23 protein-coding genes and 1 pseudogene are annotated in these 25,763 nt (G+C 40.2%); 16 read left to right on the top strand and 8 right to left on the bottom strand.

The genetic code is table 11. The features are described 5' to 3' along the window. The first annotated feature begins 5 nt into the window (after positions 1 to 5). On the top strand, positions 6 to 350 hold the full coding sequence (locus ACZ5WS_RS08390) for a 4a-hydroxytetrahydrobiopterin dehydratase (RefSeq protein WP_008111000.1): 345 nt from the start codon (positions 6 to 8) through the stop codon (positions 348 to 350). Between the two features lie 271 nt (positions 351 to 621). On the opposite strand, the gene ACZ5WS_RS08395 is transcribed toward ACZ5WS_RS08390, so the two are convergent. Beyond that, positions 622 to 1,644 (bottom strand): tetratricopeptide repeat protein, encoded by a 1,023-nt coding sequence (locus tag ACZ5WS_RS08395; protein WP_464707645.1) that lies wholly within the window; start codon positions 1,642 to 1,644, stop codon positions 622 to 624. Positions 1,645 to 1,930: 286 nt separating this feature from the next. Then, a pseudogene (dapD, locus tag ACZ5WS_RS08400) lies at positions 1,931 to 2,042 on the bottom strand (2,3,4,5-tetrahydropyridine-2,6-dicarboxylate N-succinyltransferase); the annotation flags it as partial. A gap of 246 nt (positions 2,043 to 2,288) precedes the next feature. On the opposite strand from dapD (ACZ5WS_RS08400), the gene ACZ5WS_RS08405 reads away from it, so the two are divergent. Continuing rightward, entirely contained in the window at positions 2,289 to 3,740 is a 1,452-nt protein-coding gene (locus tag ACZ5WS_RS08405; RefSeq protein WP_464707648.1) for a hypothetical protein, read from the top strand. A gap of 111 nt (positions 3,741 to 3,851) precedes the next feature. On the opposite strand, the gene dapD (ACZ5WS_RS08410) is transcribed toward ACZ5WS_RS08405, so the two are convergent. The 3 genes from dapD (ACZ5WS_RS08410) to map form a co-directional block, all read right to left on the bottom strand. Then, positions 3,852 to 4,679, bottom strand: a complete 828-nt coding sequence (gene dapD, locus ACZ5WS_RS08410) for a 2,3,4,5-tetrahydropyridine-2,6-dicarboxylate N-succinyltransferase (protein ID WP_464707651.1) — start codon at positions 4,677 to 4,679, stop codon at positions 3,852 to 3,854. Positions 4,680 to 4,688: 9 nt separating this feature from the next. Then, entirely contained in the window at positions 4,689 to 7,307 is a 2,619-nt protein-coding gene (gene glnD, locus ACZ5WS_RS08415) for a [protein-PII] uridylyltransferase (RefSeq protein WP_138605043.1), read from the bottom strand. 159 nt (positions 7,308 to 7,466) lie between these two features. Next, positions 7,467 to 8,252: a type I methionyl aminopeptidase gene (gene map / locus ACZ5WS_RS08420; RefSeq protein ID WP_054202413.1), complete on the bottom strand. Its 786-nt coding sequence runs from the start codon at positions 8,250 to 8,252 to the stop codon at positions 7,467 to 7,469. Positions 8,253 to 8,524: 272 nt separating this feature from the next. Between map and rpsB the strand changes: the two genes are divergently transcribed. The 14 genes from rpsB to ACZ5WS_RS08490 all read left to right on the top strand — a co-directional run bounded on the left by rpsB (position 8,525) and on the right by ACZ5WS_RS08490 (position 22,086). Further along, positions 8,525 to 9,253, top strand: coding sequence for a 30S ribosomal protein S2 (rpsB, locus tag ACZ5WS_RS08425; RefSeq protein WP_013465430.1), 729 nt, complete (start codon positions 8,525 to 8,527; stop codon positions 9,251 to 9,253). Positions 9,254 to 9,357: 104 nt separating this feature from the next. After that, positions 9,358 to 10,209 carry a translation elongation factor Ts gene (gene tsf, locus ACZ5WS_RS08430; RefSeq protein ID WP_010388114.1) on the top strand — a complete coding sequence of 284 codons (852 nt, stop codon included), beginning with the start codon at positions 9,358 to 9,360 and terminating at the stop codon, positions 10,207 to 10,209. A gap of 158 nt (positions 10,210 to 10,367) precedes the next feature. After that, complete coding sequence (gene pyrH / locus ACZ5WS_RS08435) at positions 10,368 to 11,117, top strand: UMP kinase (RefSeq protein ID WP_138605042.1); 750 nt, start codon at positions 10,368 to 10,370, stop codon at positions 11,115 to 11,117. A 50-nt stretch (positions 11,118 to 11,167) separates the two neighbouring features. Further along, positions 11,168 to 11,689: a ribosome recycling factor gene (gene frr / locus ACZ5WS_RS08440; RefSeq protein ID WP_218651693.1), complete on the top strand. Its 522-nt coding sequence runs from the start codon at positions 11,168 to 11,170 to the stop codon at positions 11,687 to 11,689. 256 nt (positions 11,690 to 11,945) lie between these two features. Then, positions 11,946 to 12,725, top strand: coding sequence for an isoprenyl transferase (locus ACZ5WS_RS08445; protein WP_138605040.1), 780 nt, complete (start codon positions 11,946 to 11,948; stop codon positions 12,723 to 12,725). A 21-nt stretch (positions 12,726 to 12,746) separates the two neighbouring features. After that, the gene (locus tag ACZ5WS_RS08450) at positions 12,747 to 13,613 is read left to right on the top strand and encodes a phosphatidate cytidylyltransferase (protein WP_055012767.1); all 867 of its coding nucleotides are present in this window, start codon (positions 12,747 to 12,749) and stop codon (positions 13,611 to 13,613) included. Continuing rightward, positions 13,610 to 14,812 (top strand): 1-deoxy-D-xylulose-5-phosphate reductoisomerase, encoded by a 1,203-nt coding sequence (ispC, locus tag ACZ5WS_RS08455; RefSeq protein WP_464707663.1) that lies wholly within the window; start codon positions 13,610 to 13,612, stop codon positions 14,810 to 14,812. Before ACZ5WS_RS08450 ends, ispC begins: the two co-directional genes overlap by 4 nt. A gap of 1 nt (position 14,813) precedes the next feature. Further along, positions 14,814 to 16,166, top strand: coding sequence for a sigma E protease regulator RseP (rseP, locus tag ACZ5WS_RS08460; protein WP_464707666.1), 1,353 nt, complete (start codon positions 14,814 to 14,816; stop codon positions 16,164 to 16,166). Between the two features lie 106 nt (positions 16,167 to 16,272). Then, entirely contained in the window at positions 16,273 to 18,744 is a 2,472-nt protein-coding gene (bamA, locus tag ACZ5WS_RS08465; RefSeq protein ID WP_138605035.1) for an outer membrane protein assembly factor BamA, read from the top strand. A gap of 11 nt (positions 18,745 to 18,755) precedes the next feature. Continuing rightward, the gene (locus tag ACZ5WS_RS08470; protein ID WP_138605034.1) at positions 18,756 to 19,274 is read left to right on the top strand and encodes an OmpH/Skp family outer membrane protein; all 519 of its coding nucleotides are present in this window, start codon (positions 18,756 to 18,758) and stop codon (positions 19,272 to 19,274) included. Between the two features lie 7 nt (positions 19,275 to 19,281). Next, complete coding sequence (gene lpxD / locus ACZ5WS_RS08475; protein ID WP_464707671.1) at positions 19,282 to 20,304, top strand: UDP-3-O-(3-hydroxymyristoyl)glucosamine N-acyltransferase; 1,023 nt, start codon at positions 19,282 to 19,284, stop codon at positions 20,302 to 20,304. A 27-nt stretch (positions 20,305 to 20,331) separates the two neighbouring features. Then, positions 20,332 to 20,784: a 3-hydroxyacyl-ACP dehydratase FabZ gene (fabZ, locus tag ACZ5WS_RS08480; RefSeq protein ID WP_008110974.1), complete on the top strand. Its 453-nt coding sequence runs from the start codon at positions 20,332 to 20,334 to the stop codon at positions 20,782 to 20,784. Between the two features lie 2 nt (positions 20,785 to 20,786). Further along, positions 20,787 to 21,557, top strand: a complete 771-nt coding sequence (gene lpxA / locus ACZ5WS_RS08485; protein ID WP_178956348.1) for an acyl-ACP--UDP-N-acetylglucosamine O-acyltransferase — start codon at positions 20,787 to 20,789, stop codon at positions 21,555 to 21,557. Between the two features lie 136 nt (positions 21,558 to 21,693). Further along, entirely contained in the window at positions 21,694 to 22,086 is a 393-nt protein-coding gene (locus ACZ5WS_RS08490; RefSeq protein WP_464707680.1) for a septal ring lytic transglycosylase RlpA family protein, read from the top strand. Positions 22,087 to 22,098: 12 nt separating this feature from the next. On the opposite strand, the gene cydC is transcribed toward ACZ5WS_RS08490, so the two are convergent. The 3 genes from cydC to cydX are packed head-to-tail and all read right to left on the bottom strand — an operon-like array spanning position 22,099 to position 25,757. Beyond that, positions 22,099 to 23,835: a thiol reductant ABC exporter subunit CydC gene (gene cydC, locus ACZ5WS_RS08495; protein WP_464707684.1), complete on the bottom strand. Its 1,737-nt coding sequence runs from the start codon at positions 23,833 to 23,835 to the stop codon at positions 22,099 to 22,101. Next, positions 23,828 to 25,603 (bottom strand): thiol reductant ABC exporter subunit CydD, encoded by a 1,776-nt coding sequence (gene cydD, locus ACZ5WS_RS08500; protein WP_464707689.1) that lies wholly within the window; start codon positions 25,601 to 25,603, stop codon positions 23,828 to 23,830. The genes cydC and cydD overlap by 8 nt, the downstream gene beginning before the upstream one ends. Then, a complete protein-coding gene (cydX, locus tag ACZ5WS_RS08505) occupies positions 25,593 to 25,757 on the bottom strand; it encodes a cytochrome bd-I oxidase subunit CydX (RefSeq protein ID WP_008110965.1) in 165 nt (54 codons plus the stop codon). Before cydX ends, cydD begins: the two co-directional genes overlap by 11 nt. Between the last annotated feature and the right edge of the window lie 6 nt (positions 25,758 to 25,763).

The following is a 25,763-nucleotide window of genomic DNA, read 5'->3' on the forward strand; positions in this document are numbered from 1 at the left end:
TTAAAATGTCTTCATTAAGTGCACAAAAATGTGAAGCCTGTCATGCAGATGCACCAAAAGTATCTGATGCTGAATTGGCTGAATTAATTAAAAAAATCCCTGACTGGGTGCCAGAAGTACGCGACGGTATTATGCAGTTAGAGCGCGTTTATAAGTTTAAAAACTTTAAACAAGCCATTGCGTTTACCAATAAGGTAGGTGATATGGCTGAAGACGAAGGGCATCACCCGGGTTTATTAACCGAATGGGGCAAAGTAACCGTGACTTGGTGGAGCCATTCAATTAAAGGTCTGCATAAAAATGACTTCATTTGCGCTGCTAAAACAGATGACGTATTTAACGCGTTGTAATTAATTAGATTTGAGTAAATAAAAAGGCACTTCACAGTGCCTTTTTTATTTTTGTGGTTATTAAGTTAACCTGAGTATTGGTCAAGAGGCTTTGTAAGGTGTTGAATTAAATGATATTTATTTTTATCTTCTCTGGCCTATCTTATTATATATTTCGTTTGTTAGCCAATTCAGTAGCTTGTTTTATATACTTATATTAGAAGTAAAAAAGTAGATAAAAGTTAGTTTATAGGCTTCTAACTAAGCTTAGCTGAACGTTTGTGACTTAAAGCTATAAACTTTTCTCCCAATTGCATTGCTTTACTAAGTTAAACCATGGGCTGGTAAACTCTTTAGCCGTAATAGGCTCAGGTAGGGTTAAAGTCACATTAAGTTTGTTAGCTAAATAACGTGCAATTAATTGCTTCATTTTATCGCTTTCTAATTGCTCGTAAGCTGCTTGCAGCTGATGTTTATCTTTTTGACTTATAAACTCGCCAGTTAAATTTTTGTAGCCTAATTCAAGCCAAACTAGCTGTGCTTGTTTAGCTTCATTGGGAAATGCATGGGTCAAAGTTGCCGTTGGAGTGTAGAGGCGTTCGAAGTTAAGCTGATGTTCTTGAATTAAAAAAACCATTAATAAATTAAGCCCAGCCGAAATTTGCCCTGCGCGTTTATCAATATTTTGGTTAAGGCTTAATGCACTTCTAAAGTAGCGCTCAGCGTTAGCAACATTGCCTTCATCAAGTGCTAAAGAGCCCAAATTATTTTTTATAAGTGCTGTTACATTAGGAAGTGTTAATTGTGTTGTGAGATCAAGATTATTTAAGTATAAAGCACGCGCCTTAGCAAAGTCGTTTTGCGAGCGAGCAACCAGTGCCATACTGTTGGTGAGTGTTAATCGTTGGCGATCGTTGTGCGCATATTTATAAGCACATTTAAATGAGAGCTGGGCATCGCTTAAATATTCAGCATGGCGAAGCCATATTCCCAAGGCACTCATTATGGTGGTCAATTTTTGTTTAAAGTAGTCAGCTTGATGATGCTGAAATATTGCGTCAATCGATTTATAAAGCCGATCGTAATGACTGGTGGGAACCGCTGATCGAGCATAAAGCAAGTGCCAGCGGATAAATAGCGCAGCAGGAGCTGTATTTAGTTCTGTGAGATTTTCAAGAATGATTATTGATTGTGCAGGATTAACAACAAGATAATCCTCGGCTTCGTTAAGTTTAGCTTCAAACGTTGTAAAATCATTAGCCATAGCCTGCGTTGAACCTAATAACACCAACCAACCTAAAACGAAAAGGCGCAACAATTTATCCTCAAAAATCGAATTATGTGTTTTTCCACTATAGATGCTGGTATCTAACAAAGCAAGACTATTAAAAGGGATAGATTTGTGAAGAGGTATTTTGAAAGCACTAAAAAAGCCCCAAACCTATACAAGCTTAGAGCTTTTTCTGTATGTAATTAAATTTTAGCGAATACACTTAACTTTAATGTGTTGTTGGGTTTCGTTTTACTCAACCCAATCTACGTTTAATATTAACCTGCTTAGCGCTTACAGCTAAAAACTTACAGCTAAAAACTTACAGCTCTTAATCGTCTATCGATCTCAACAATGCGTTAATGCCTACTTTTTCGCGTGTTTGTTGATCAACTTTTTTTCACAATAATCGCAGCGTATAAACTATGAGTGCCATCTTTTGATGTTGGCAGGTATAAATTACCAGTGATGTAAATGAGGTATGTGTTAAAGGTAGCGGTATACAGCGAAATAATAATAAAGTGTGTTTTTGTAATACTCTGTAATAACTTAAGAGAGGGGGAATAGTTAAATTAACGGTTGATTATTAATATGAATTGTTAATTGATAGGTGGTAATTATCTTATATATATTAATTTTATATGGTAATTTGGGTTTAGGATAAAATGCAAATTACCTGGTTAAATTACATGGATTCAAATAAAAAACAGAAATTCGTTATAGATGAAATTAAGGTGGGTGATTTTGAGGAATCCCTTAGTAACTTTACTGAGACAATTAATAAGCAATTTACACAAATAATTGATACATCATCAAGACTTATAGCATATAAAACTTTAGATGAAGATGACTTAACAAATAATGAATTCGAATTACTAAACAAAACAAATTATGAAATACCAGCACTAAAAGGAGAAAAAATAGTACTGTTTGATAAACCTTACTTAGTGTCTGATATAGTTTGCGGTAGGGATGGTCGCTTAGCTGATGAAAAAAGCCTAGGACTCAGGTTTCTTTCTCATAAAAAGATTACTAGGAGAGTAGTATTCCCAGCCGAAATTAGAGCTAATCTAGATAAATATCAAGTATTTTCCTACGAAATAGATGACATTATATTTGGAGTTATTTTGCCTCCTAATTCTAGCTTTCGTGCTGCTAGAGCGTTAGATATAGAAGAGCTATACAAAAATCGAGAAATTCTATCAAATATAGAGAAGACGCATGGAGGTATCACTGTTGCAGTTAATATGCTTCGCCGTGATATTTCAGAAAAGATTGATGCATCAAATAATTACCTTTTTGAGAGACGGAAGGATCTAACTGCACTTGAGATACAAATTGAATCATCAGTACAAGAAAAAGAGAGAATTGAAGAAAGCGTAGTAATTGAACAATCAACAATGGATCGTATACGAAAAGATATAAAACATGAAACTGAAAATTTTAGTAAAATCCAATTAGAATCAACAAAATTACGAGAGTCTATTTCTGAAAACCGAAAAAAAGAAGAGGATGCGCAAAGATCACTAAAGATCGTAAATGATAATATTTTGTCAAACAATCTACAATTAGAAAAAAATCGGAAAGAATTGGTTAACATGCAATCTCAGCTAGCTAAAATTAGAGCGGATGTAAATATAACTACTTTAGATATGAAAGGTTTCTCTATTGAAAGTCAGAGCCAAATTTCAAAATATTATTGGTTGTCGATCTTTATATTGGCATTTATAGCTACTGTTTTTTGGTGCTTATACTCAAATGCCGCAACTTTTTCAGAACTGTTTGATACAAACCCTAAAGCTTCTCTTTGGAATATCCTTTTAAGTCGATTACCGTTAGTTACAGCAACAACATTAATCATAGGGACTTTATCAGGACTTTTATTTTTTCTCATAAAAAATATTGTGGCAGTTAGCGAAAATAAAATGAATATGCTTAAAGCCTCTATCTTAGCTGAACAGATTACAGGATCTATTCCGAAATCAGACATGACAGAAGGTGAAATAAGAGATTTTAAGCGAAACACAAAAATTGAATTAGTTATGAATATTTTTGCGCAAAAGTCAGAGAATGCAAAAGATGAAAAACAAATTGATACAATAAAGCAATTGCTTGAAGCAATAAAGTCGATCAAACCTTAATTGGTGTTTTAGTTAAACACTTTTAATAAAAACTCTAAACCTGACGAGGTTTAGAGTTTTTATATTATTACCATTAACTCAAATCAGCTGACGGCTGAAAGCTTATAGCTCTTAATCGTCTATCGATCTCAACAGTGCGTTAATGCCTACTTTTTCGCGTGTTTGTTGATCAACTTTTTTCACAATAATCGCAGCGTATAAACTATGAGTGCCATCTTTTGAAGGCAGAGCACCTGGAACCACAACAGCACCAGCAGGTACGCGACCATAATGAATTTCACCGGTTTCACGGTCGTAAATACGGGTACTTTGGCTAATGTAAACACCCATTGAAATAACCGCACCTTCTTCAACAATAACGCCTTCAACAATTTCTGAACGTGCGCCAATAAAGCAGTTGTCTTCAATGATGGTAGGATTTGCTTGTAGCGGCTCTAAAACGCCACCTATGCCTACGCCACCAGATAAATGTACGTTCTTACCAATTTGTGCACACGAGCCTACAGTCGCCCATGTATCAACCATGGTACCGTCGTCAACGTAGGCACCAATATTTACGTACGATGGCATAAGTACGACGTTTTTACCTACAAAGCTGCCTTTACGTGCTACCGCATTGGGTACTACGCGCATACCGCCTTGCTGAAACTGCTCCGGTGTATAGTCGCTAAATTTAAGCGGTACTTTGTCGTAAAACTGGTTTACGCCGTCGTTCATTGGTTGGTTGTCGCGAATACGAAACGACAGTAACACGGCTTTTTTAAGCCATTGATGAACAACCCATTCGCCAGAAATTTTTTCTGCAACACGCGCTGCGCCACTATCTAATAGCTCAAGTGCATCAATAATTGCTTGTTTAATATCGCTTGATACGGTTGTTGGGCTAATGTTGTCGCGGTTATCCCACGCATTTTCAATCATGGTTTTTAAATCTGACATAGTGTCCTCTTATTCAATTTCGGCGTTGAGTTTTTTACGTAATGCCTGATGAATTTTTGCTTGCTCTTCATCAGTCAGCGCTTGATATTCGTTATTAGATACCACAAAGAAATCTTCTGCGCGCTCGCCTACCGTGGTAATGCGTGCGGCATGTATGTGGAGTAAGTAAGCTTGGAAAACCTCGGCTATTTTAGTTAATAGCCCAGGTATATCAACCGCTTGAATTTCTATTAAACTACGGTCCTTACGAGGGTGCGGGCGCAGTACAATTTTTGGTTTAATATTAAAGTCTTTAAAGCGTTGTGAGCGGCTCTTTTTAAAGCGTATTTTTTTTCGCGGATCATTCAATGCTTGCTCTAATCCGCGTTTAATCGATTGTGCACGGCTACTGGCAATTGGGTCACCGCTAACTTCTAAAATAACAAAGTTAAACAGTACGTAGCCATCTTTGGTGGTCAGTACTTGGGCGTGTTGAATTTGTGCTTTTTTAGAGCCAATAACACTGACTAATCGAGCAAATAGTCCACCTGAGTAAGGGCTGTATGCAAATACTTGAGTACCGCCATGCATTGCTTTATTCGAGACAATAACACTAGGTAGGCTCAAGTCAGTGCATTTTAGTAAATGCTCTGTATGCCACGAAATTTGTTGTTCACTAAAGGCGGTAAAGTAATTCGCTTTAAAACGACTCCAAGTTAAGTCAATTTGTTCCTCGTGATAATGCAAATTAATCAGGCGTTGCTTAGCTTGATGCTTCTTATCTCGAATTTGGTCGCGTTGATCCATTGGGTTTTCAAGCCCAAGACGCAAAGCTCGTTGTGTATGTAAGTACAGCTCACGAAGTAGCGTGTTTTTCCAGTCATTCCATAAGTTGTCATTGGTAGCGCGTATATCGGCGACCGTTAAACAATAGAGGTAATCGAGCTGACGCTCTGTTTTTACTCGCGATGCGAAATCTTTTATTACATCTGGGTCGTTTATATCTTTACGCTGCGCCGTAACTGACATAAGTAAGTGATTGCTAACAAGCCAAGAAATTAACTTACCATCGGATGATGCAAAGCCATGCAATTTAGAAAAAGCAATGGCGTCAACAGCACCCAGCTCAGAGTGATCCCCCCCACGTCCCTTGGCAATGTCGTGGAAAATACCGGCTAAATACAGTAGCTCCGGTTTATCCATACGCGTGACAATTTCGCTACAAATTGGGAATTCGCTAACCCCAGTTTTATCAAAATACTGATAAATATTATTAATTAGCTTATGGGTGTGTTCATCAACCGTGTAGGCATGAAACAAATCAAACTGCATTTGGCCAAAAATATTTCGCCACTGCGGCAAATAAGCGGCAATCATGCCGTGTTTGTGCATCAGCGTAAAAGCACGTCCCATACCATTAGGATGCTTTATGATTCGTAGAAAAGCTTCCCGGCAGGCCGCGTAGTCTTGTAGGTCGCCCAATAAACGACGACGAACTTGGCGAATAGTGCGAATAGTGCTCGGGTATATATGGGTGATTTCTGGGTGGTCAGCAATATGCTCAAACAATACAAAAAGTTGATCGCGCCTGAAGAATACTGACGGGCTTTTTACTCGAATTTGATGGCCAACGCGCTCAAAGTTGAGATCGAGTTCTTCAACGGTCGCTTGACTACTGTCTGGCGAAATACTTTGCTCAAAGTACGAAAGCAACATCTGGTTGAGCTCACGTACTCGGCTCATAATTCTGAATAAGCGTTTCATCATGCGCTCAACCGAGGCCTTACCATCGCTACCAAAGCCCAAAATTTCTGCAGCTTGGGGTTGGTGATCAAACAATAAACGGTTTTCTGAACGTTCTGCAGCTAAATGTAACGCAAAACGAATATTCCATAAATTCTCAAGACACTCTAACAGCTCTTGATATTCCTCGTGGGTCAGGTAGCCGTGATTAATTAGCTCTTGCAGAGTTTCGGCTCTAAAGTGCTTTTTAGCCACCCAAATAATAGTTTGCAGGTCGCGCAGACCCCCTGGGTTTTCTTTTATATTTGGTTCTAAATTATAGGCTGTGCCGTGGCACTTTCTGTGACGCAAATTTTGTTCTTGTACTTTTGCGACAAAAAATTCACCTGAGCCCCAAACCGGTGTTTCAATAATATGGTTTTTGAGTTTTTCAAACTCAATATGATTGCCAAAAATAAGACGGCTTTCTAATAAGCTGGTGGCAAAGGTAACGTCTTCACGTTTTTGTTCTATGGCTTGTTCAATAGTACGAACACTGTGGCCTATCTCGAGATTAAGATCCCACAACATAGTAACAAACTGACCGATTTTTTCGCAAATATCATCATTAGGCTGTTTCGTAACAAGTAATAAAAAATCTATATCAGAGTAGGGGTGTAGCTCGCCACGACCATAACCACCTACTGCTATCAAAGCGAGATCTGGTTCGTGAGCTAAATCATAAACTTGGAAAAGTTTGATCAGCAGTCGGTCAATAAATTCTGCACGGGCATTAATTAATTTACCAACCGGTTGTTTTGAGAATTCATTATGCAACCATTTATAGAAATAGGCGGAGCAATCGCGGTAATCGCTTAATTGCTCAGCATCATTGAGCAACTTTTTTACTTTGTTAGGTAATGCCACTTAGGCTGGCTCCTATATATGGACTGCATTATAAGTTTGAGATTTATTTTTATAATATATTTGCTGTAAGGGCAATAAGTTATGTTAGCCCCTTACAGCAAACCACTTAAGCGATATACAGGCAAAACCTGTTACAACCGCGATTAAGCGCGCACTTAATTAGTGCTCGATAATTCTATCGATTGTATCATCTGATCGTAGTGTTAAAATTTCAACACCATTTTCAGTTACTAGTAAGGTGTGTTCCCATTGAGCGGATAAACTACGGTCTTTTGTTACCACAGTCCAGTCGTCTTTGAGTAATTTACATTGGCGTTTGCCCGCATTTACCATAGGCTCAATAGTTAAACACATACCTGCTTTTAATGTTTCGCCAGTGCCTGCTTTACCGTAATGCATTACCTGTGGTTCTTCATGGAACTCGCTACCGATACCATGGCCGCAGTATTCACGTACGATAGAGTAGTTAAAGCTCTCTGCATATTTTTGAATAGCTGCACCAATATCACCAAGGCGAACACCTGGTTTTACCATTTTAATGGCAAGGTAAAGACTTTCTTGAGTGACTTCTGCAAGACGTTTACCTTGGATATTAGGCGTGCCTACATGAAACATTTTTGATGTGTCACCATGGTAACCATCTTTGATAACAGTGATGTCAATATTAACACTATCACCATCTTTTAATGCTTTGTCATTCGGAATACCGTGACAAATTACATGATTTACTGAGGTACAAATTGATTTTGGAAAACCATGATAATTAAGAGGAGCAGGAACAGCATCTTGCACATTAACAATATAATCATGACAAATTGTATTTAGCTCATCGGTGGTGATACCTGGTACCACATGTGGTTCGATCATTTCTAGCACATCAGCAGCCAAACGGCCGGCTACACGCATTTTCTCGATTTCTTCAGGGGTCTTAATCACAGCGCTCATTGAGGCTCCAAAGTTGCGTTTTTAGATGATTATCGTCGCACAATTTTTGCACGAGACGTTGAGTATTTATTTTTAATATGGTATAAAGCGCGCCGTCTTTTTACAAATAAATTCTTAAATGATTTTTTGTATTTAAGGCAAACACAATTTTATTTTAACACACACACGTATCGTCACATACACTTGGGTGCATTTCAGTTTCATTTAACTGCGGTGTTGGTGCTATGGGATATGTGGAGGCCTAACCCTAAACAACTTAGAGGATTTACAAAATGGCAAACGTTTCAATGCGCGATATGCTTCAAGCTGGTGTTCACTTTGGTCACCAAGCACGTTACTGGAACCCTAAGATGAAGCCTTTCATCTTCGGCGCACGTAACCGTGTACATATCATCAACCTTGAGCAAACTGTACCAATGTTCAACACTGCACTTAAGTTTTTATCTGGTGCTGCTGCAAACAAAGGTAAAGTTCTTTTCGTTGGTACTAAGCGCGCAGCAAGCGAAGCAGTAAAAGAAGCTGCTTTACAAAGCGATCAATTCTTCGTTAACCACCGTTGGTTAGGCGGCATGTTGACTAACTGGAAAACAGTTCGTCAATCAATCAAGCGTCTTAAAGACCTTGAAGCTCAAAGCCAAGACGGTACTTTCGAGAAGTTAACTAAGAAAGAAGCGTTAATGCTTACTCGTGAAATGGACAAGCTTGAAAAGAGCCTTGGTGGTATTAAAAACATGGGTGGCCTTCCAGACGCTATCTTTGTAATCGATGCTGACCACGAGCACATTGCTATCCGTGAAGCTAACAACCTAGGTATCCCAGTTGTTGCAATCGTTGATACTAACTCTAACCCAGACGGTGTTGATTACATCGTACCTGGTAACGATGATGCTATCCGTGCAATCAACCTTTACACTAGTGCTGTTGCAGCTGCGATCACTGAAGGCCGTGAGAGTAACATCGTTGCTCAAGCTGAAAAAGACGACTTCGTAGAAGCTGAGTAATTAGCTGTCATCAAGTCTTCATCTTTTAAAGGTGAAGACTTGCTATTCTTGTGGAGCGGGTAACCCGCTTATCTAAACCTGATTTCAGATTTGAGGATTTACTAATGGCTGTAACTACTGCCCTAGTTAAAGAATTACGCGAGCGTACTGGCGCTGGCATGATGGATTGTAAAAAAGCGTTAACTGAGACTGATGGTGACATCGAGTTAGCGATTGAAAACATGCGTAAGAGCGGTGCTGCAAAGGCTGCTAAAAAAGCAGGTAACATTGCTGCTGAAGGTACTATCATCATCAAGCAAAACGCGGGTGTTGCAGTACTTGTAGAAGTTAACTGTCAAACTGACTTCGTTGCTAAAGATGCAAGCTTCCTAGCATTTGCTAACAAAGTTGCAGATGCTGCTATCGCTGACACTACATCTATCGAAGACTTACAAGCTAAGTTCGAAGAAGACCGTGTTGAGCTAGTAACTAAAATTGGTGAAAACATCAATGTACGTCGTCTTCAGTACATCACTGGCGAGCAACTAGTTGAGTACCGTCATGGCGAGCGTATTGGTGTTGTTGTTGCGGGTGTTGCTGATGAAGAAACACTTAAGCATGTTGCAATGCACGTTGCTGCTTCAAACCCAGATTACCTAACTCCAGATGACGTACCTGCTGATGTTGTTGAAAAAGAAAAGCAAGTACAAATCGACATCGCGATGAACGAAGGCAAGCCTGCTGAAATCGCTGAGAAAATGGTTGTTGGTCGTATGAAGAAATTTACTGGTGAGGTTTCTCTTACTGGTCAAGCTTTCATCATGGAACCGAAAAAATCTGTTGGCGAAATTCTTAAAGAGAAAAACGCAACAGTTACTGGCTTTGTACGTATGGAAGTTGGTGCAGGTATCGAGAAGAAAGAAGAAGATTTTGCTGCTGAAGTTGCTGCTCAAATTGCAGCTGCTAAAGGTCAGTAAGATATACTATTTGTGATACAAAAGGAAAATACATGCAATTAAAGTACTATTTGCTTTTGCGTCACGCTTAGAAATTCTTTAAAATAACCGCGCTTTTATGTTTAACATAAGCGCGGTTATTTTTTATCCATAATTCAATAAAAGTTGGCCCCAAAACTATGACTATCAATCGCAAACCTATTTTTAGACGTGTTCTTCTCAAATTAAGTGGTGAAGCTTTAATGGGAGACGAAGGCTTCGGCATCGACCCTAAAGTTTTAGATCGTATGGCGCAAGAAATTAAAGAGCTCGTAGAACTCGACGTAGAAGTGGGTTTGGTTATTGGTGGCGGTAACTTTTTACGCGGTGGCTCATTAGCCGAAGCGGGCATGAATCGTGTTGTTGGTGACCACATGGGGATGCTTGCAACCGTAATGAACGGCCTAGCTATGCGTGATGCGCTACACCGTGCGTTTGTAAATTGTCGCTTAATGTCAGCTATCCCATTAAATGGCGTATGTGATGCGTATAACTGGGCTGAAGCAATTAGCTTGTTAAAAACAGGTCGCGTTGTTATTTTTGCCGCTGGTACAGGTAACCCGTTCTTCACTACTGACTCTGCGGCGTGTTTACGCGGCATCGAGATTGAAGCTGATACGGTAATTAAAGCGACTAAAGTAGATGGTGTATTTAGTGATGATCCGGTGAAAAACCCTGAAGCGACACTTTACCGTCACTTAAGCTACAATGAAATTATTGATAAAGAATTAAAAGTAATGGATTTAGCGGCATTCACTCTTGCTCGCGACCATAATATGCCATTGAGCGTATTTAATATGAATAAATCAGGCGCATTAAAGCGCGTAATAATGGGTGAAGAAGAAGGAACCCTTATTTCTTCACAAGCCTCAGATGAAGTTAGTAACTAGATTAGGATTAAACCGTGATTAACGATATTCAAAAAGATGCGCAAGAGCGCATGCAAAAAAGTGTAGCAGCACTTGGTAGTCAATTATCTAAAATTCGTACTGGCCGTGCTCATCCTGCAATTTTAGACGGCATCATGGTGTCGTACTACGGCGCACCAACGCCTCTAAACCAAGTTGCAAATGTAACTATTGAAGATTCACGTACACTGGCTATTGGTGTATTTGATAAATCTTTAGCTCAGGCAGTTGAGAAAGCGATTATGGCTTCTGACCTTGGTTTAAACCCAATGTCTGCAGGCACGGTTATTCGTGTACCACTTCCTCCATTAACTGAAGAGCGTCGTAAAGATTTAATTAAAATCGTGCGTGGCGAAGTAGAAGGTGGACGTGTTGCTATTCGTAATATTCGCCGTGATGCAAATGGCGATATTAAAAACTTATTAAAAGATAAAGACATCTCTGAAGACGAAGCACGTCAAGGTGAAGATGCAATTCAAAAAATCACTGATAAGTTCATTAAAGAAATGGACACACAACTAACAGCAAAAGAAGCTGAGTTGATGGAAATTTAATAACTGTTCTAGACCCAAGTAAACAGCTTTAGTTAGATATTTAAGTCGCTGCTTATCAGTCTTCGCACTTTATTTTAATAGTGTGATTTTAAAGGGTAACAGATTGTGACTGCTCTTTAGTGACGACTCAGTTGTCAGTAAATACAAGGTTGTTAGCTGTATAATTATTTGCTTAAAGTAGATTTATTATCATGGGTACAGGTTAAATTTATTAGTTTTGAAACGCCGTCTGGGGTATACTAGGCGGCGTTTTTTTATGGAATACACAAAATTTATGGTTCTAGACGCTGATACAATTTCACAGCAATGTTTGCCTAAACATGTTGCTATCATCATGGATGGGAACGGGCGTTGGGCACAAGCTAGAAATAGGCCTCGTGTATATGGGCATAAAAAGGGCGTGGATGCAGTTCGTCAATCTGTGCAGTTTTGTACTAAATTAGGGATACAATCGTTGACCTTATTTGCTTTTAGTAGTGAAAACTGGCGCCGCCCTGAAGACGAAGTAAATACATTAATGGAGCTTTTTTTATTTGTACTAAGTAAAGAAGTTAAAAAGCTGCATAAAAATAACGTAAAACTAACCATCATTGGAGATTTATCTCGATTCTCTGAAAGCTTGCGCGCGAAAGTACATACTGCACAAGAACTAACAGCGAATAATACCGGCCTGCACTTAAATGTAGCGGCAAATTACGGTGGTCGCTGGGATATGACCCATGCTGCTAAGCTGGTTGCTTTACAAGTAGCAAATGGGGAAATTGATCCCGCAGACATTACAGAAGAACATATTGCACAGCATATGAGTATGGCAGATCAGGCACAGCCTGATTTACTGATCCGTACTGGTGGCGATGTCAGAATTAGTAATTTTTTACTTTGGCAGGCAGCCTACGCTGAACTTTATTTTACCAATACACTTTGGCCTGACTTTAACGAAGCTGCTTTTGCAGAGGCCATTGCATGTTACGTTGCCAGAGAGCGACGTTTTGGTTGCACGGGCGAACAAATAAAACAATTACTCGCTCAAACCTAAAATAGATTAAGGGTCATCATTTTGTTAAAACAACGTATTTTAACCTCACTAGTGCTAGCGCCATTAGCACTGGCTTTGGTTTTTTACACCCCACTAACGTTATTTAGTTATTTTGCGGGTGCTATTGTATTAATGGGCGCATGGGAATGGTCTGCTTTTATGGGGCTATGCGATAAACTAAAGCGCGGTGCGTTTGTATTGTTAGTTGCAGTTTTACTAGGCTTACTTAATTTACATTGGCCGATAGAAACCCTATGGCAGAACGGCAAGCTTGTAGGTGATGCCAATTACTTATTTACCTTATCGTTTTCGTGGTGGCTGGTTGCAAGTTATTTAGTGTGGCGTTACCCCGCTATGGCTAAAGGCTGGAACGAAGGACTTGTAATGCGCGGTATTGCCGGTTTACTGACATTGGTACCACTGTGGCTTGCGCTTAATACGCTTCGCAGTGCGCAATATACAGAATCAACACACTATGGTTCTATGCTGATTTTAGTGGTACTGGGTATTGTATGGAGTGCCGATATTGGCGCTTACTTTACCGGTAAAAGTTTCGGTAAACATAAGCTAATGCCTAAAGTTAGTCCAAATAAAACCATAGAAGGCCTCGCTGGTGGCGTGGTTGCTGCGGTGTTATTTGTATTGGCTTTTTGTTTTTACACCAATGTTGATACTTCTGTATGGCCTATTTATGCAGTAATGACAGCATTTATTGCTTTGTTCTCTGCGGTAGGTGATTTACTAGAGAGTATGTTTAAGCGCGAAGCGGGTCTCAAAGATAGCGGCAGTTGCCTACCTGGACACGGCGGTATTTTAGACCGCATTGATAGCTTAACTGCAGCAGCGCCGATGTTTGTTATTTGCTTTGCCTGGACACTTAGTTTATGAGTGCAGTGCAACAACTGGTTATTTTGGGTGCGACGGGGTCGATAGGTCTTAGCACGTTAGATGTTGTTGCAAGAAATCAACAGCAGTTCAAGGTGTTCGCATTAGCCGCTGGGCAAAATGCAAAAAAAATGGCTGAGTTGTGTCTTGCTCATCAACCTCGTTATGCTGTTATGGCTTCAGAGCAAGCCGCTAAGCAGCTTTGTGAACTTTTAAAAGGCATAAGTAAAACACAAGTAATGCATGGCGAGAAAGCTATGAGTGAGCTTTGTGCGCATGTTGATGTTGATACTGTGATGTCAGCAATCGTTGGTGCGGCTGGATTACTACCCACTTTGAGCGCAGTCGAAGCGGGTAAAAAAGTGTTGCTGGCAAACAAAGAGTCATTGGTGATGTCGGGTCAGTTGTTTATTGATAAAGTGAAACAACACCAAGCAACTTTATTACCCATCGACAGCGAACATAATGCTATTTTTCAGTGTTTACCTAGTGCGTTACAAAACACCCAAGGACAAGCACGGCTTGAGCAGCATGGTGTTAGCAAAATTTTATTAACAGGCTCTGGAGGGCCGTTTTTAAACCGTGACATTAATACGCTTGCTAGTGTTAGCGTCAGTGAAGCGGTTGCTCACCCTAATTGGTCAATGGGGCAAAAGATATCGGTAGATTCAGCCACGATGATGAACAAAGGTTTAGAGTTTATTGAGGCTAAATGGTTATTTAACTGTGATGCCAGCGACATTGATGTGGTGATCCACCCACAAAGTATTATTCACTCTATGGTGCAATACCAAGATGGCTCTATTTTAGCGCAAATGGGAAACCCCGATATGCGCACCCCAATAGCGCATGCGCTTGCTTTTCCACAGCGAATTGATGCGGGAGTTAAACCGCTAAACTTTTCTGATATTTGTGATTTTTCGTTCACCAAACCTGATTTCTCGCGCTACCCTAATTTAAAATTGGCAATTGCTGCGTGTGATGCGGGACAGGGCGCAACAACTACGGTGAATGCTGCCAATGAAATGGCTGTAAATGCATTTTTACAAGGTCAAATTAGTTTTACTGATATTTATAAAGTGAATGCGCAAACGTTAGAGACTGCAAAGTTTACTAATGTGCAAACTCTAGATGAAATTTTAGAGTGTGATCGTTTAGCACGCATAAGCGCAACGCAGTTTATAACAAAAGTGGTACATTAAAATGTTCGATTTTTTTTGGAATTTAGGCTCGTTTATACTTGCGCTCGGTATTTTAGTGACCGTTCACGAATATGGTCATTTTTGGGTAGCACGCAAGGCTGGCGTTAAGGTACTGCGCTTTTCAATTGGTTTTGGTAAACCCCTATTAAAATGGCACGATAAATACAATACTGAGTATGTGATTGCGGCAATACCACTAGGTGGTTACGTAAAAATGTTAGACGAGCGTGTTGATGAAGTACCTGCCAATCAACGTCATTTATCGTTTAATGCTAAATCTGTTCAAGCGCGAATAGCTATTGTAGCAGCAGGGCCCATGGCGAACTTTTTATTCGCTATTTTTTCTTTAGCGGTCATGTATATGGTGGGTGTGCAAACCATAAAACCGGTTGTAGGCAATGTTGTTGAAGGCAGCAGAGCAGAACAAGCGGGCATTTTGCCTACTCAGCAAATAATTAAAATTGGTGATGACGATATTAGCAATTGGCAAGATGCGACTTTCTCTTTGATGTCGCACTTGGGTGATAAAAGCGTTGCTGTTACTTTACGTAACGAAAATTATCAACAAACAACGCAGACTCTTAACCTCGATGGCTGGAAGCTTGATCAGCAAGACGTACCGCCATTAAGTTCGTTGGGGATTGTGCCGTTTCGCCCTCAAGCAACACTCACCATCGCTGCAATTACCAAAGACTCTGCTGCTGAACAGGCAAATTTACAGGTTAATGACGTTATTTTGGCTGTAAACGGTGAAACAATGAGCAGTTGGCAGCAATTAGTTAATCTTATTACTCAATCGGCTAACAAATCCTTACAATTTAGTGTAAAAAGACAAGATAGTATAAAAACCATATTAGTTACCCCAAAGAGCCGAGTTGTTAGTAATGGTGTTGAACAAGGCTTTTTAGGTGTTGCTCCAGTTGTAGAGCAGTGGCCTGATGATTTTGTTGAGACTAGACATTATGGGCCACTAGATAGTATTGTGCTGGGCACAAAAGAGACATGGCGTTTAATTACGCTGAGTTTTGACATGATAGGTAACTTAATTACTGGTCAAGTGTCAGTGAAAAATTTAAGTGGGCCTGTCGGCATTGCAGTCGGCGCAGGCACAAGTGTTAGTTACGGATTAGTCGCATTTTTAAGCTTTTTAGCTTTGATCAGCGTTAATTTGGGAGTATTTAATTTACTTCCTCTGCCGGTGCTTGATGGTGGGCACTTAATGTATTACATAATTGAACTTTTTCGTAAAAAGCCGGTCTCTGAAAAGACACAAGAGTTTGGTTTTAAAGTGGGAGCCTTGCTACTCATTTTTCTAACATGTTTCGCTTTGTTCAATGATGTATCGCGCTTGTAGTTGTTTAAGCGTGGTAACGACAAATTAGAACACGATTGTAAAGCTCGTAACTATTTAGTTTTCGATGCTAAGCGGTAATACAGTTGTAAAGGATAAAGATAATAAAATGGCTATAAAAAAACATTTGGTAGTTTCAAGTTTATTGGGTGCAAGTTTTGCAGCCCTAGGCCAAAACTCCTTTATTGTTGAAGATTTAAAAGTTGAAGGATTGCAACGTGTTGCACTTGGTGCCGCATTAACGCATATTCCTATTAACGTGGGCGACAATGTTGATGAATACACAATTTCAAAAACAATTAAGTCACTTTATCGCTCTGGTCACTTTGACAATATAAAAGCGTTGCGTGATGGCAATAACGTAATTTTTAAAGTAACTGAACGTCCAACAATTAGCTTTATTGAATTTGAAGGCAATAAAGACATTAAAGATGAGCAGTTAAACCAGTCCCTTGATCAACAAGATATTCGTCAAGGCGAGCCGCTGGACAAAACGGTTATCGATAATATTGAAAAAGGTTTAGTTGAGTTTTTCCACAGTATTGGTAAATACAATGCAAAAGTGGACATTAGCATCACTAAGCTGCCACGTAATCGGGTTAAACTGAGACTCGAGTTTGATGAGGGCGATGCTGCCTCTATTCGTCAAATTAACTTAGTTGGTAATGAACTTTTTTCAAACGAAGAGTTATTACAGCTTGCTGAGTCGCAACAAGATTTACCTTGGTGGCAGTTTATGGGTAGCGATCGCTATCAAAAACAAACCATCGAAGGCGATTTAGAAAAAATTCGTAGCTTTTATTTAGACCGTGGCTATTTACGCTTCAATATTGATTCGACTCAAGTGTCAGTCAGTCCTGAGCGTGAATCGGTTTATGTAACGGCAAATATTACCGAAGGCGTAAAGTACAAGGTAAAAGGCTTTGATTTTATCGGTGATTTACTCGGCCGAGAAGAACTAATCAAAAGTGTTATCCCGCTTCGCACCGGAGAGCTTTATAACGGCTCAGTGGTAACTTCTTCAGAAGAGTTTATAAAAAGTTACTTAGCTCGTTTTGGATATGCTAACGCTGAAGTACGCACCATTCCAGAAATTGATGACGAAAACCAAGAGGTACAACTGACTTTATCGGTTGACCCTGGTAAACGTGTTTATGTACGTCGAATCATTGTAGGTGGTAACCAAAATACAGCTGATGAAGTACTGCGTCGTGAAATGACACAGCTTGAAGGGGCATGGTTATCTAACCAAAACTTAGAGCGTTCTAAATTGCAAATTCAACGCTTACCTTATATGGAATCGGTTGACTTTAATGTAGTGCCTGTTCCGGGTGTTGATGATCAAGTTGACGTTGACTTTACTGTTAAAGAGCAATCTGCGGGTAGTTTTAACGCCGGTCTTGCTTATGGTTCATACTTAGGTCTGCAATTTAATATTGGTGTAACTGAATCTAACTTTTTAGGTACGGGTAATCAAATTGGTTTTAACATTAATACCTCACGTGGCTCTGAACGCGTGAGTGTGTCATACACAGACCCTTACTTTACGCCAGATGGTGTATCGCAAGGTAGTAGTATTTTTTATAGTAACTACGATGCTAGCCAGTTTAGCTTGATTGACTATAAGTCAAAAAGTTATGGCCTTGGAACCAACATTGGTTTTCCAATTGATGCTATAAACCGTATTAACTTTGGAGCTCGTTGGATAGAAGAAGAGCTATCTGATATTGCAGAATATGAGCAAACACGTGTACTACGTGAAACTTTCCTAGACCCAGAGAACCCAGATGCGGGCTTTGAGTTTACCAAGTATGAGTTAAGTGTGGGTTGGTCGCGTGTAACGGTTAACCGTGGTTTATTCCCAACAGCAGGCTCAAGACAAACATTAAACCTGACAGCCACAACGCCGAACTCAGATTTAAAATACTTTAAGTTAAATTATGATTCACGTTTTTACTGGCCTATCTCAAACGATCATCGCTGGGTATTTTCGACCCGTGCGGCATTAGGTTATGGTAATGGTTATGGTTCTACCAACGGGTATGATCAGACGTTACCGTTCCAAGAATACTTCCGTATTACAGAAATGGAACTACGTGGCTTTGACAGAAATACTATTTTACCGCGTGCGGTATCAAGAGAGCCACTACCTATACCTGGTACGCCATCAGGTGATGGCACAACCACAGGCAATATTGGTGGCGCTCCAGAATTTGACGTGCTTTTCCCACAAGGTCGTATAGGTGGTAATGCGAAGGCCGTTGCAGGTATGGAGCTTATTGTTCCTACACCGTTCTTAGACGAAGAAAATACCAGTTCAGTACGTACCAGTTTCTTTGTTGATGCTGCCAACGTTTGGGATACCGAGTTTAACGTTGATCGTTATCAAAATTTGGGTATTGATGAGCGTGCAAAATTAGATGACTATTCAGACCCAATGCGCTTTAGGGTTGCAACCGGTTTATCTTTACAATGGATCTCACCTATGGGTCCTATGCTGATCAGCTTTGCGTATCCGTTGCAAAAAGAAGAAGATGACGATACCAAGACCATCAGTTTTAATATTAGTAACACTTTCTAAAGGAGTTTTTTGTGAAAAAATTATTCAAATCAACAGCCGTTGCCGTTTTAGCTACACTTATGATGGGTACATCAGTTAATGCTTTTGCTCATAAAGTAGGTATTGTAGATATGCAAGAAATCTACAAGCAGCTTCCACAAATGGCTAAAATCGAACAGTCTCTACAAACGGAATTTGCTGAGCGTCGTCAAGAGCTTGAAAAGTTACAAGGTGATATTCGCTTTGAAGCAGAAAAGTTTAAGCGTGAAAGCACCACAATGAGTCAAGAACAAAAAGACGCATTACGTGATAAAATTCAGGGTATGCAAAAAAACCTTGCTGAAAAGGGTCGCCCATTAGAGCAAGAAATTAAAGCACGTCAAAATCAGGAGTTGGCTAAAGTTCAGACTTTAATCATTGAAACTATCCAAGAGATTGCTAAAAAAGGCGACTTCGATGAAGTTAAAGTAAAAGACACAACTATTTACTTCAACCCTAAAGAAGTAACTGATCTTTCTGAAAAAGTAGTTACAGCTGTAAGTAAGAAATAATTAATCTATGCAAAATTATACGCTTTCGCAAATTGCGGAACTTCTAAGCGCCGAGCTTCAAGGTGATGGCGCTTTAGAAATTAAAAAAATAGCGACACTTGCAAATGCCCATTCTGGGCATATTGCATTTTTAGCGAACAAGAAATATCGCTCTCAGCTTGAGACAACAAAGGCCAGTGCAGTAATACTTAGCCCTGACGATGCGCCTTACTTTTCAGGCAATAAAATCATTGTTGCCAATCCCTATGTTACCTATGCCAAACTAGCTCAATTAATGGATACTACCCCGCGTAGCGCATCTCACGATGTGCATCCAAGTGCGGTTATACATGCCAATGCACAAGTGAGCAAAAGTGCAGCTATTGGTGCTAATGTTGTAATTGAAGCTGATGCTGTAATTGGTGATAACGTACAAATTGGTCCGAACAGTTTTATTGGTGAACGTGCTAAAATAGGTTCAGGCACCAAACTTTGGCCAAGTGTGAGCATTTATCATGATGTTGAGATTGGCGCAGACTGTCTATTGCAAGCAAACACAGTTATTGGTAGTGATGGCTTTGGTTATGCAAATGAACGCGGTCAGTGGCTTAAAATTCCACAATTAGGCTCTGTGATCATTGGCGATAAGGTAGAAATTGGCGCAAGTACCACCATAGATCGTGGTGCGCTCGATGATACTATTATCCACAATAACGTTATTATTGATAACCAGTGCCAAATAGCACACAACGTCGAAGTTAACTCAGGCACCGCTATCGCCGGTTGTACTGTACTTGCAGGCAGTGTCACCATAGGTAAAAATTGCCAGATTGGCGGCATGAGCGCGATTAACGGTCACATGTCTGTGTGTGATGGTGTTATAATTACCGGCATGAGTATGGTGACCAAATCAATCACCGAACCAGGTATTTACTCATCTGGTATGCCTCATACGACTAACAAAGAGTGGCGAAAATCAATTGCTCATTTGCGCAACCTTTCAGACATGAAGTCACGTCTAAAAGCGCTTGAAGCATTGAATAAGTCATGATCGTTGAACACTAAAAAGGATGCTATTTTGGCAAACGAATTAAATAGCCTTGATATTCAAGAAATTTTAAGTTTATTACCGCACCGTTACCCGATGCTACTAATTGATCGTGTAATCGATTTTACCCCTGGTGAATCGTTGCATGCAATAAAAAATGTATCGATTAATGAACCTATTTTCACTGGCCATTTCCCAAATCAGCCGATTTTTCCTGGTGTGCTAATATTAGAGTCAATGGCGCAAGCAACGGGTTTATTAGGGTTTAAAACGGTTGAAAATCGTAGCGAGAACGAACTTTACCTATTTGCAGCCGTAGACAATGCTCGTTTTAAGCAGCCGGTTGTGCCAGGTGATACCATGCATCTTCATGTTAAGTTTTTAAAAGAGCGTCGTAACATATGGAAATTTGCGGCTGAAGCTAAAGTTGACGGCAAAACAGTGTGTAGCGCCGAAATCATGTGTGCTAGAAGAGAGTTTTAATTGTGATCCATGCTACGGCAATAATCGAACCGGGTGCAAAACTTGGTAACAATGTGTCAGTTGGACCATACAGTTACATCGGTAATGATGTTGTTATTGGTGATGACTGTATAATTGAGTCTCATGTTGTTGTTAAAGGGCCTGCTACGATTGGCTCTGGTAACCATATTTTTCAGTTTGCTTCTGTAGGCGAAGCCTGCCAAGACAAAAAATATAACAACGAGCCAACCAGCTTAATTATTGGCGACAATAATGTTATTCGCGAGTGTGCGACTATTCACCGCGGCACAATCCAAGATGAGGGCGTCACTAAAATAGGCAGCAATAATCTATTTATGGCTTACACTCATGTTGCGCATGATGCTGTTGTTGGCGATAACGTTATTTTTGCAAATAATGCCAGTGTAGCGGGTCACGTTCATGTTGGTGATTGGGTGATTTTAGCGGGTAACTCCGGTGTGCATCAATTTTGTAAAATTGGTGCGCATGCATTTGTTGGTATGTATTCGGGGGTAAACAAAGACGTACCTCCATTTGTTACCACCATTGGTATGCCAGCAGGCCCTGCAGCAATCAATACTGAAGGCATGAAACGCCGTGGTTTTGAAAGTGATGAAATCATGGCAGTACGCCGCGCTTATAAAGCGTTTTACCGCAAGAGCTTAGGTGTTGATGAAGCGATTGAATTACTTGCTGAAGATGCTGCAAAGTTTCCAGCAGTGCAATTGATGATTGATTTCGTTAAAAGTTCTGAACGCGGTATTGTGCGTTAAAAAATAGCATTTTTAACAAATTAAAAAACCACCTTTGAGTAATCAAGGTGGTTTTTTATTAGCTGATTAATAATTCAGTCTCTACTCAGTATCGTCCTATTACACTCCCTCTACATTTTTCAATAAAGTATAAAGAATGAAACTAATAAAGTTAGTATTGCTTTCAGTACTGTCGGTGATTTTGGCCGCCTGTAGTACTGCGCCAGGTAATATAAATAATCAACAACGTGATGTTGCAGAGCAAGGTAAAGCATCATTTTATGCTGATAAGTACCACGGCCGACTTACTGCCAGTGGCGAGCGATTTAGTCAACAAGCGGCAACAGCTGCTCACTTAAGGCTCCCGTTTGGTACACGAGTAAAAGTTACCAATATTGCTAATAATAAGCCAGTGGTGGTGAGAATTAATGACAGGGGTCCTTATATTCGGGGGCGAATTATAGATTTATCAAAAGCTATGTTTGAAAAAATAGCCGACCCTAAAGTCGGCGTTATTGATGTATCGGTCACCGTTATTGATAATAAGTAATACTGCTAAGGACTAAAAGCGGGTCGTTAACGCCACATAGTCAGGGTGTTCATTGAGCAATTGTTGATGTGAATCTTGAGCGATGATTTGTCCGCTATCTAACCAGATGACACTATCCATTTGCGATAACAACGCTGGATCATGAGTAATTGTTAAAACACTGGCATGCTCTTTCAGCTGTAAAACACTGTTCATAACAGCTTGTTTAGAGATATTATCGAGCCCTTCAGTCGGTTCATCGAGTACTAAAATGGCGGGTTTTTGCAGCAGGGCCTGTGCTAAGGCTATACGTCTTGATTGACCTTGAGACACATTTCGCCCGCCGGTACCTAAACGGGTTTTCAGCCCTTGTTTGAGCTCAGAGAACCAACCACCAAGTTCTGCCTGTGTTAATGCTGCTATCATTTGTTGCGAGGTTGCATCGGGAGCTGCATAAGCAAGGTTTTCGCTTAATGTGCCATCAAAAATATGATGCTGCTGAGCTAAAATATTTAATGTCTTTGCACGACTCTCATTATTTAAATCATGCAGGCTTATGATTTCTTTGTCGCTTTGTAAGTTTATTGTTCCTTGCTGCAGTGGCCATAAACTACTGAGCAAATTCACTAAGGTCGTTTTACCACTGCCGCTTCTACCAACAATGGCCACTTTATGCTTCGCGGGGAGCTCAAAACTCACATTATTTAATGCCTGCTTTTGGCCATAGTGATAGCTGACATTATTTAATGATAATGCCCAGTGCTTATTTAATAGCTCAATATCTGTGGTTGATACATTGTTTGTGCTAAGCGTTTTGTCTTCAAGAATAAAGAGTCGCTCAGCTGCTTTTAGTACATTAGGAAGCTCAATAAAGGCGTTAGGCAGTAACAATACGCTTTCAAAACTGGCAAGCACAAACAGGCTCAACATCGCCAGCTCTACATTGACCATAGCACCGCTAAACACTAGCGGCACAATAGTAACAATGCTGGAAAGCATAGCTAATTGCACTATGAGTAAGCTTAAGCCATCAGCGTTTCCAAGAGCCTTATGACGAATAAATAATTGCTGATTATATTGTTCACTTAACTGATCACACTTAGTGAGTTGTTGGTTTCGAGCTTGATAAATATTTAGTTCTCTAAGGCCCGTAAGAGTGTCTGACAGCTCTGCTCTAAGTTGTGCACTAAGTAAGGTTTCTTGGTGACTATTTTTATCTAATTGCTTACTTAATATTGCCGGTATAATCACCCCAATAATAATAATGCCAACAAAACAAATAAGGGCGACATTTACATTGTAGGCTGACATAAACAGCATAATAATAGGCACAGTCAGTAAAGCTACTAACATCGGCAGCAACACATTTAAATAAAACTTATCTAATGCGTCTACATCGTTTTGCAAGCGATTAACTAAATCGGCACTGCGGCTCATAGCTAAATCAAGGTTATTGAGCTTGCTGAGAGTGGCGAACATGTTTACTCGTATTTCACTTAACAATAAAAATGTGGCGTTGTGAGTAACTAAGCGTTCAGCGTAACGTGAGGCGGTGCGCACAATCGCTAAAAAGCGGATGGTGCCAGCTGGGGTAAAGTAGTTCATATGGACGCCGGCAATTCCTGCGGCTGCCATAGAAGCTAAAAACCAGCCTGAAATAGCGAGTAAGCCTACATTAGCTAGCACCGTGAGTGACGCTAGAAACGTCCCTAAAAGCATCGCTTTATAATGAGGGCGGCACAATTTGAGCAAACGAATAAAATTAGCCATTAGTTACCCCTTGTTGTGCTGTTTTTAGCAGCTTTGCAAATTCGCCAGGTTGCTGGCTGAGCGCTTTAAAATCGCCGTGTTGAACGATGCAGCCGTTTTCCATAACGATAAGTTGCTTAGCATTTTTTACTGTATTTAAGCGATGTGCGATGGTGATCACCAAGTGGTTTTTTGCATACTCAGCAATTGCGTTTTGAATGAGTTGCTCGGTTTGACTATCTAAATGAGCGGTTGGCTCATCGAGCATTAGAATAGGGGCGTGTTTTAAAAATGCACGAGCTAATGCTATACGCTGTTTTTGCCCGCCAGATAGTCCTTCACCTTGCTCACCTATTAAGGTGTTAAAGCCATCGGGTAGCTCGTTAATAAATTCCAGCGCACCTGCTTGCTCTGCAGCATTTACAAGTGCTTCATATGAAGCGTCTGGGTTACCTAATTTTATGTTGGCGGCTAGGGTGTCGTAAAATAAGGTTGGCTTTTGTGGGATCCATGCAATGTTTTGTTGTAATTGGCTTATATCCGCTGTCGTCAATGGTTGTTGTCCAATGGATATGTGTTGTATTACTTCTGGGTGAAAACCAAGCATGCAATCAAGTAGGGTGCTCTTACCTGAGCCGCTAGCTCCGACAAAGGCTACTAGTCCTGTGCTTGGCAGGGTTAAATTAATATTATTTATTCCCTCAATGCTATTAGGGTAACTAAAGTTGAGCTCATGGATGCTTATAGCTCTACTAGCATTAACATTGATCTTTGCTGTGTGGCTATCATCATTTTCGGGCAGTGGTGCATTTAAAATAATCAACATATCTGCAGCAGCACTAATTCCCTGCAGGCGTGCATGGTAATGGCTGCCTAATTGGCGAAGGGGTAAATAAAATTCAGGTGCTAGTAACAGCACTACAAAGCCAGTAGCAAAATCTAGGGTGCCAAAAAATAATCTAAAGCCAATAATTACCGCTACCAGTGCCACACTAATTGTGGCTAAAAACTCCAGAGCAAAAGAGGATAAAAAAGCAATTTTTAACACGTTCAGCGTTGCGTGCCTAAAATCATCGGAAATACGCGCGATTTGTTTAAGCTCTTTGCGTGTGGCATTAAATAGTTTTAGTTGAGTAAGCCCTTGTACGCGATCAAAAAAATAGTTTCCTAGTACTGCCAGTTGTTGCCAACGTTTTTGATTAAGTGCCTCGGCTTTGTGGCCAACTAAAATCATAAAAAAGGGAATAAGTGGCGCGGTTAATAAAAATATTAATCCTGCTTTGTAATCGGTCGGAAATATAACCACTAATATTGCAATAGGAATAAGCGCACTGTAGGCAACCCCAGGTAAGTACTTTGCATAGTAGTCATGGAGTGCTTCTACGCCATTGTGCAGCGTGTTGAGCGTAGCGCCTTGGCCATGTTGCTCTATATAACTTGGGCCGAGTTGTGTGAGTTTATCGAGTAAGGTTTGGCGAATAGCCGATTTAATTTTAAGGGTAGCAAATGCGCTCAAGCGCTCACTTAACGCTAAGAAAATGGCGCGCAGTAAAATAATACCCGCTAAAGGCCATAAATAGTGGGTTACTTGGGCTAAACTATGCCCTTCAAACATCACCTCATGAATGGTTTTCGCGAGTAAATAAGCACCTGCAATCATTAAAATCGCATTAACTGTGCCAAGTGCAATGCTTAGCTTTAACCACATTGCAGCCGGTTTACTCTGCTGTTTTAAAAAAGCGCGCAGGGGTTGTTGCTGCGCGCGATTTGGTCGGGGATTAGTCGTCATTGTGATTTGTATTATGCTCGTTTAATAAATCATGGGTGGCTTGTTCATCATCAGCAATGCTGTTTTTATTTTGATGAAATTCATACCACATCACGTTTATAACGCCTAAGGTACAAGCAAGCAGTACACCTAAAATCCACGCGAAATACCACATAATTTA

Source organism: Pseudoalteromonas sp. 11L1 (assembly GCF_055397545.1).

Bases quoted from the DNA above. Each gene is read 5' to 3' on its own strand.
- ACZ5WS_RS08390 (WP_008111000.1), top strand. From the start codon at position 6: ATGTCTTCATTAAGTGCACAAAAATGTGAAGCCTGTCATGCAGATGCA.
- dapD (WP_464707651.1), bottom strand. From the start codon at position 4,679: ATGTCAGATTTAAAAACCATGATTGAAAATGCGTGGGATAACCGCGAC.
- lpxD (WP_464707671.1), top strand. From the start codon at position 19,282: ATGCAAAATTATACGCTTTCGCAAATTGCGGAACTTCTAAGCGCCGAG.
- bamA (WP_138605035.1), top strand. From the start codon at position 16,273: ATGGCTATAAAAAAACATTTGGTAGTTTCAAGTTTATTGGGTGCAAGT.
- ACZ5WS_RS08490 (WP_464707680.1), top strand. From the start codon at position 21,694: ATGAAACTAATAAAGTTAGTATTGCTTTCAGTACTGTCGGTGATTTTG.
- ispC (WP_464707663.1), top strand. From the start codon at position 13,610: ATGAGTGCAGTGCAACAACTGGTTATTTTGGGTGCGACGGGGTCGATA.
- tsf (WP_010388114.1), top strand. From the start codon at position 9,358: ATGGCTGTAACTACTGCCCTAGTTAAAGAATTACGCGAGCGTACTGGC.
- rpsB (WP_013465430.1), top strand. From the start codon at position 8,525: ATGGCAAACGTTTCAATGCGCGATATGCTTCAAGCTGGTGTTCACTTT.
- rseP (WP_464707666.1), top strand. From the start codon at position 14,814: ATGTTCGATTTTTTTTGGAATTTAGGCTCGTTTATACTTGCGCTCGGT.
- cydC (WP_464707684.1), bottom strand. From the start codon at position 23,835: ATGGCTAATTTTATTCGTTTGCTCAAATTGTGCCGCCCTCATTATAAA.
- cydD (WP_464707689.1), bottom strand. From the start codon at position 25,603: ATGACGACTAATCCCCGACCAAATCGCGCGCAGCAACAACCCCTGCGC.
- ACZ5WS_RS08445 (WP_138605040.1), top strand. From the start codon at position 11,946: ATGGAATACACAAAATTTATGGTTCTAGACGCTGATACAATTTCACAG.
- ACZ5WS_RS08405 (WP_464707648.1), top strand. From the start codon at position 2,289: ATGGATTCAAATAAAAAACAGAAATTCGTTATAGATGAAATTAAGGTG.
- map (WP_054202413.1), bottom strand. From the start codon at position 8,252: ATGAGCGCTGTGATTAAGACCCCTGAAGAAATCGAGAAAATGCGTGTA.
- cydX (WP_008110965.1), bottom strand. From the start codon at position 25,757: ATGTGGTATTTCGCGTGGATTTTAGGTGTACTGCTTGCTTGTACCTTA.
- frr (WP_218651693.1), top strand. From the start codon at position 11,168: ATGCAAAAAAGTGTAGCAGCACTTGGTAGTCAATTATCTAAAATTCGT.
- pyrH (WP_138605042.1), top strand. From the start codon at position 10,368: ATGACTATCAATCGCAAACCTATTTTTAGACGTGTTCTTCTCAAATTA.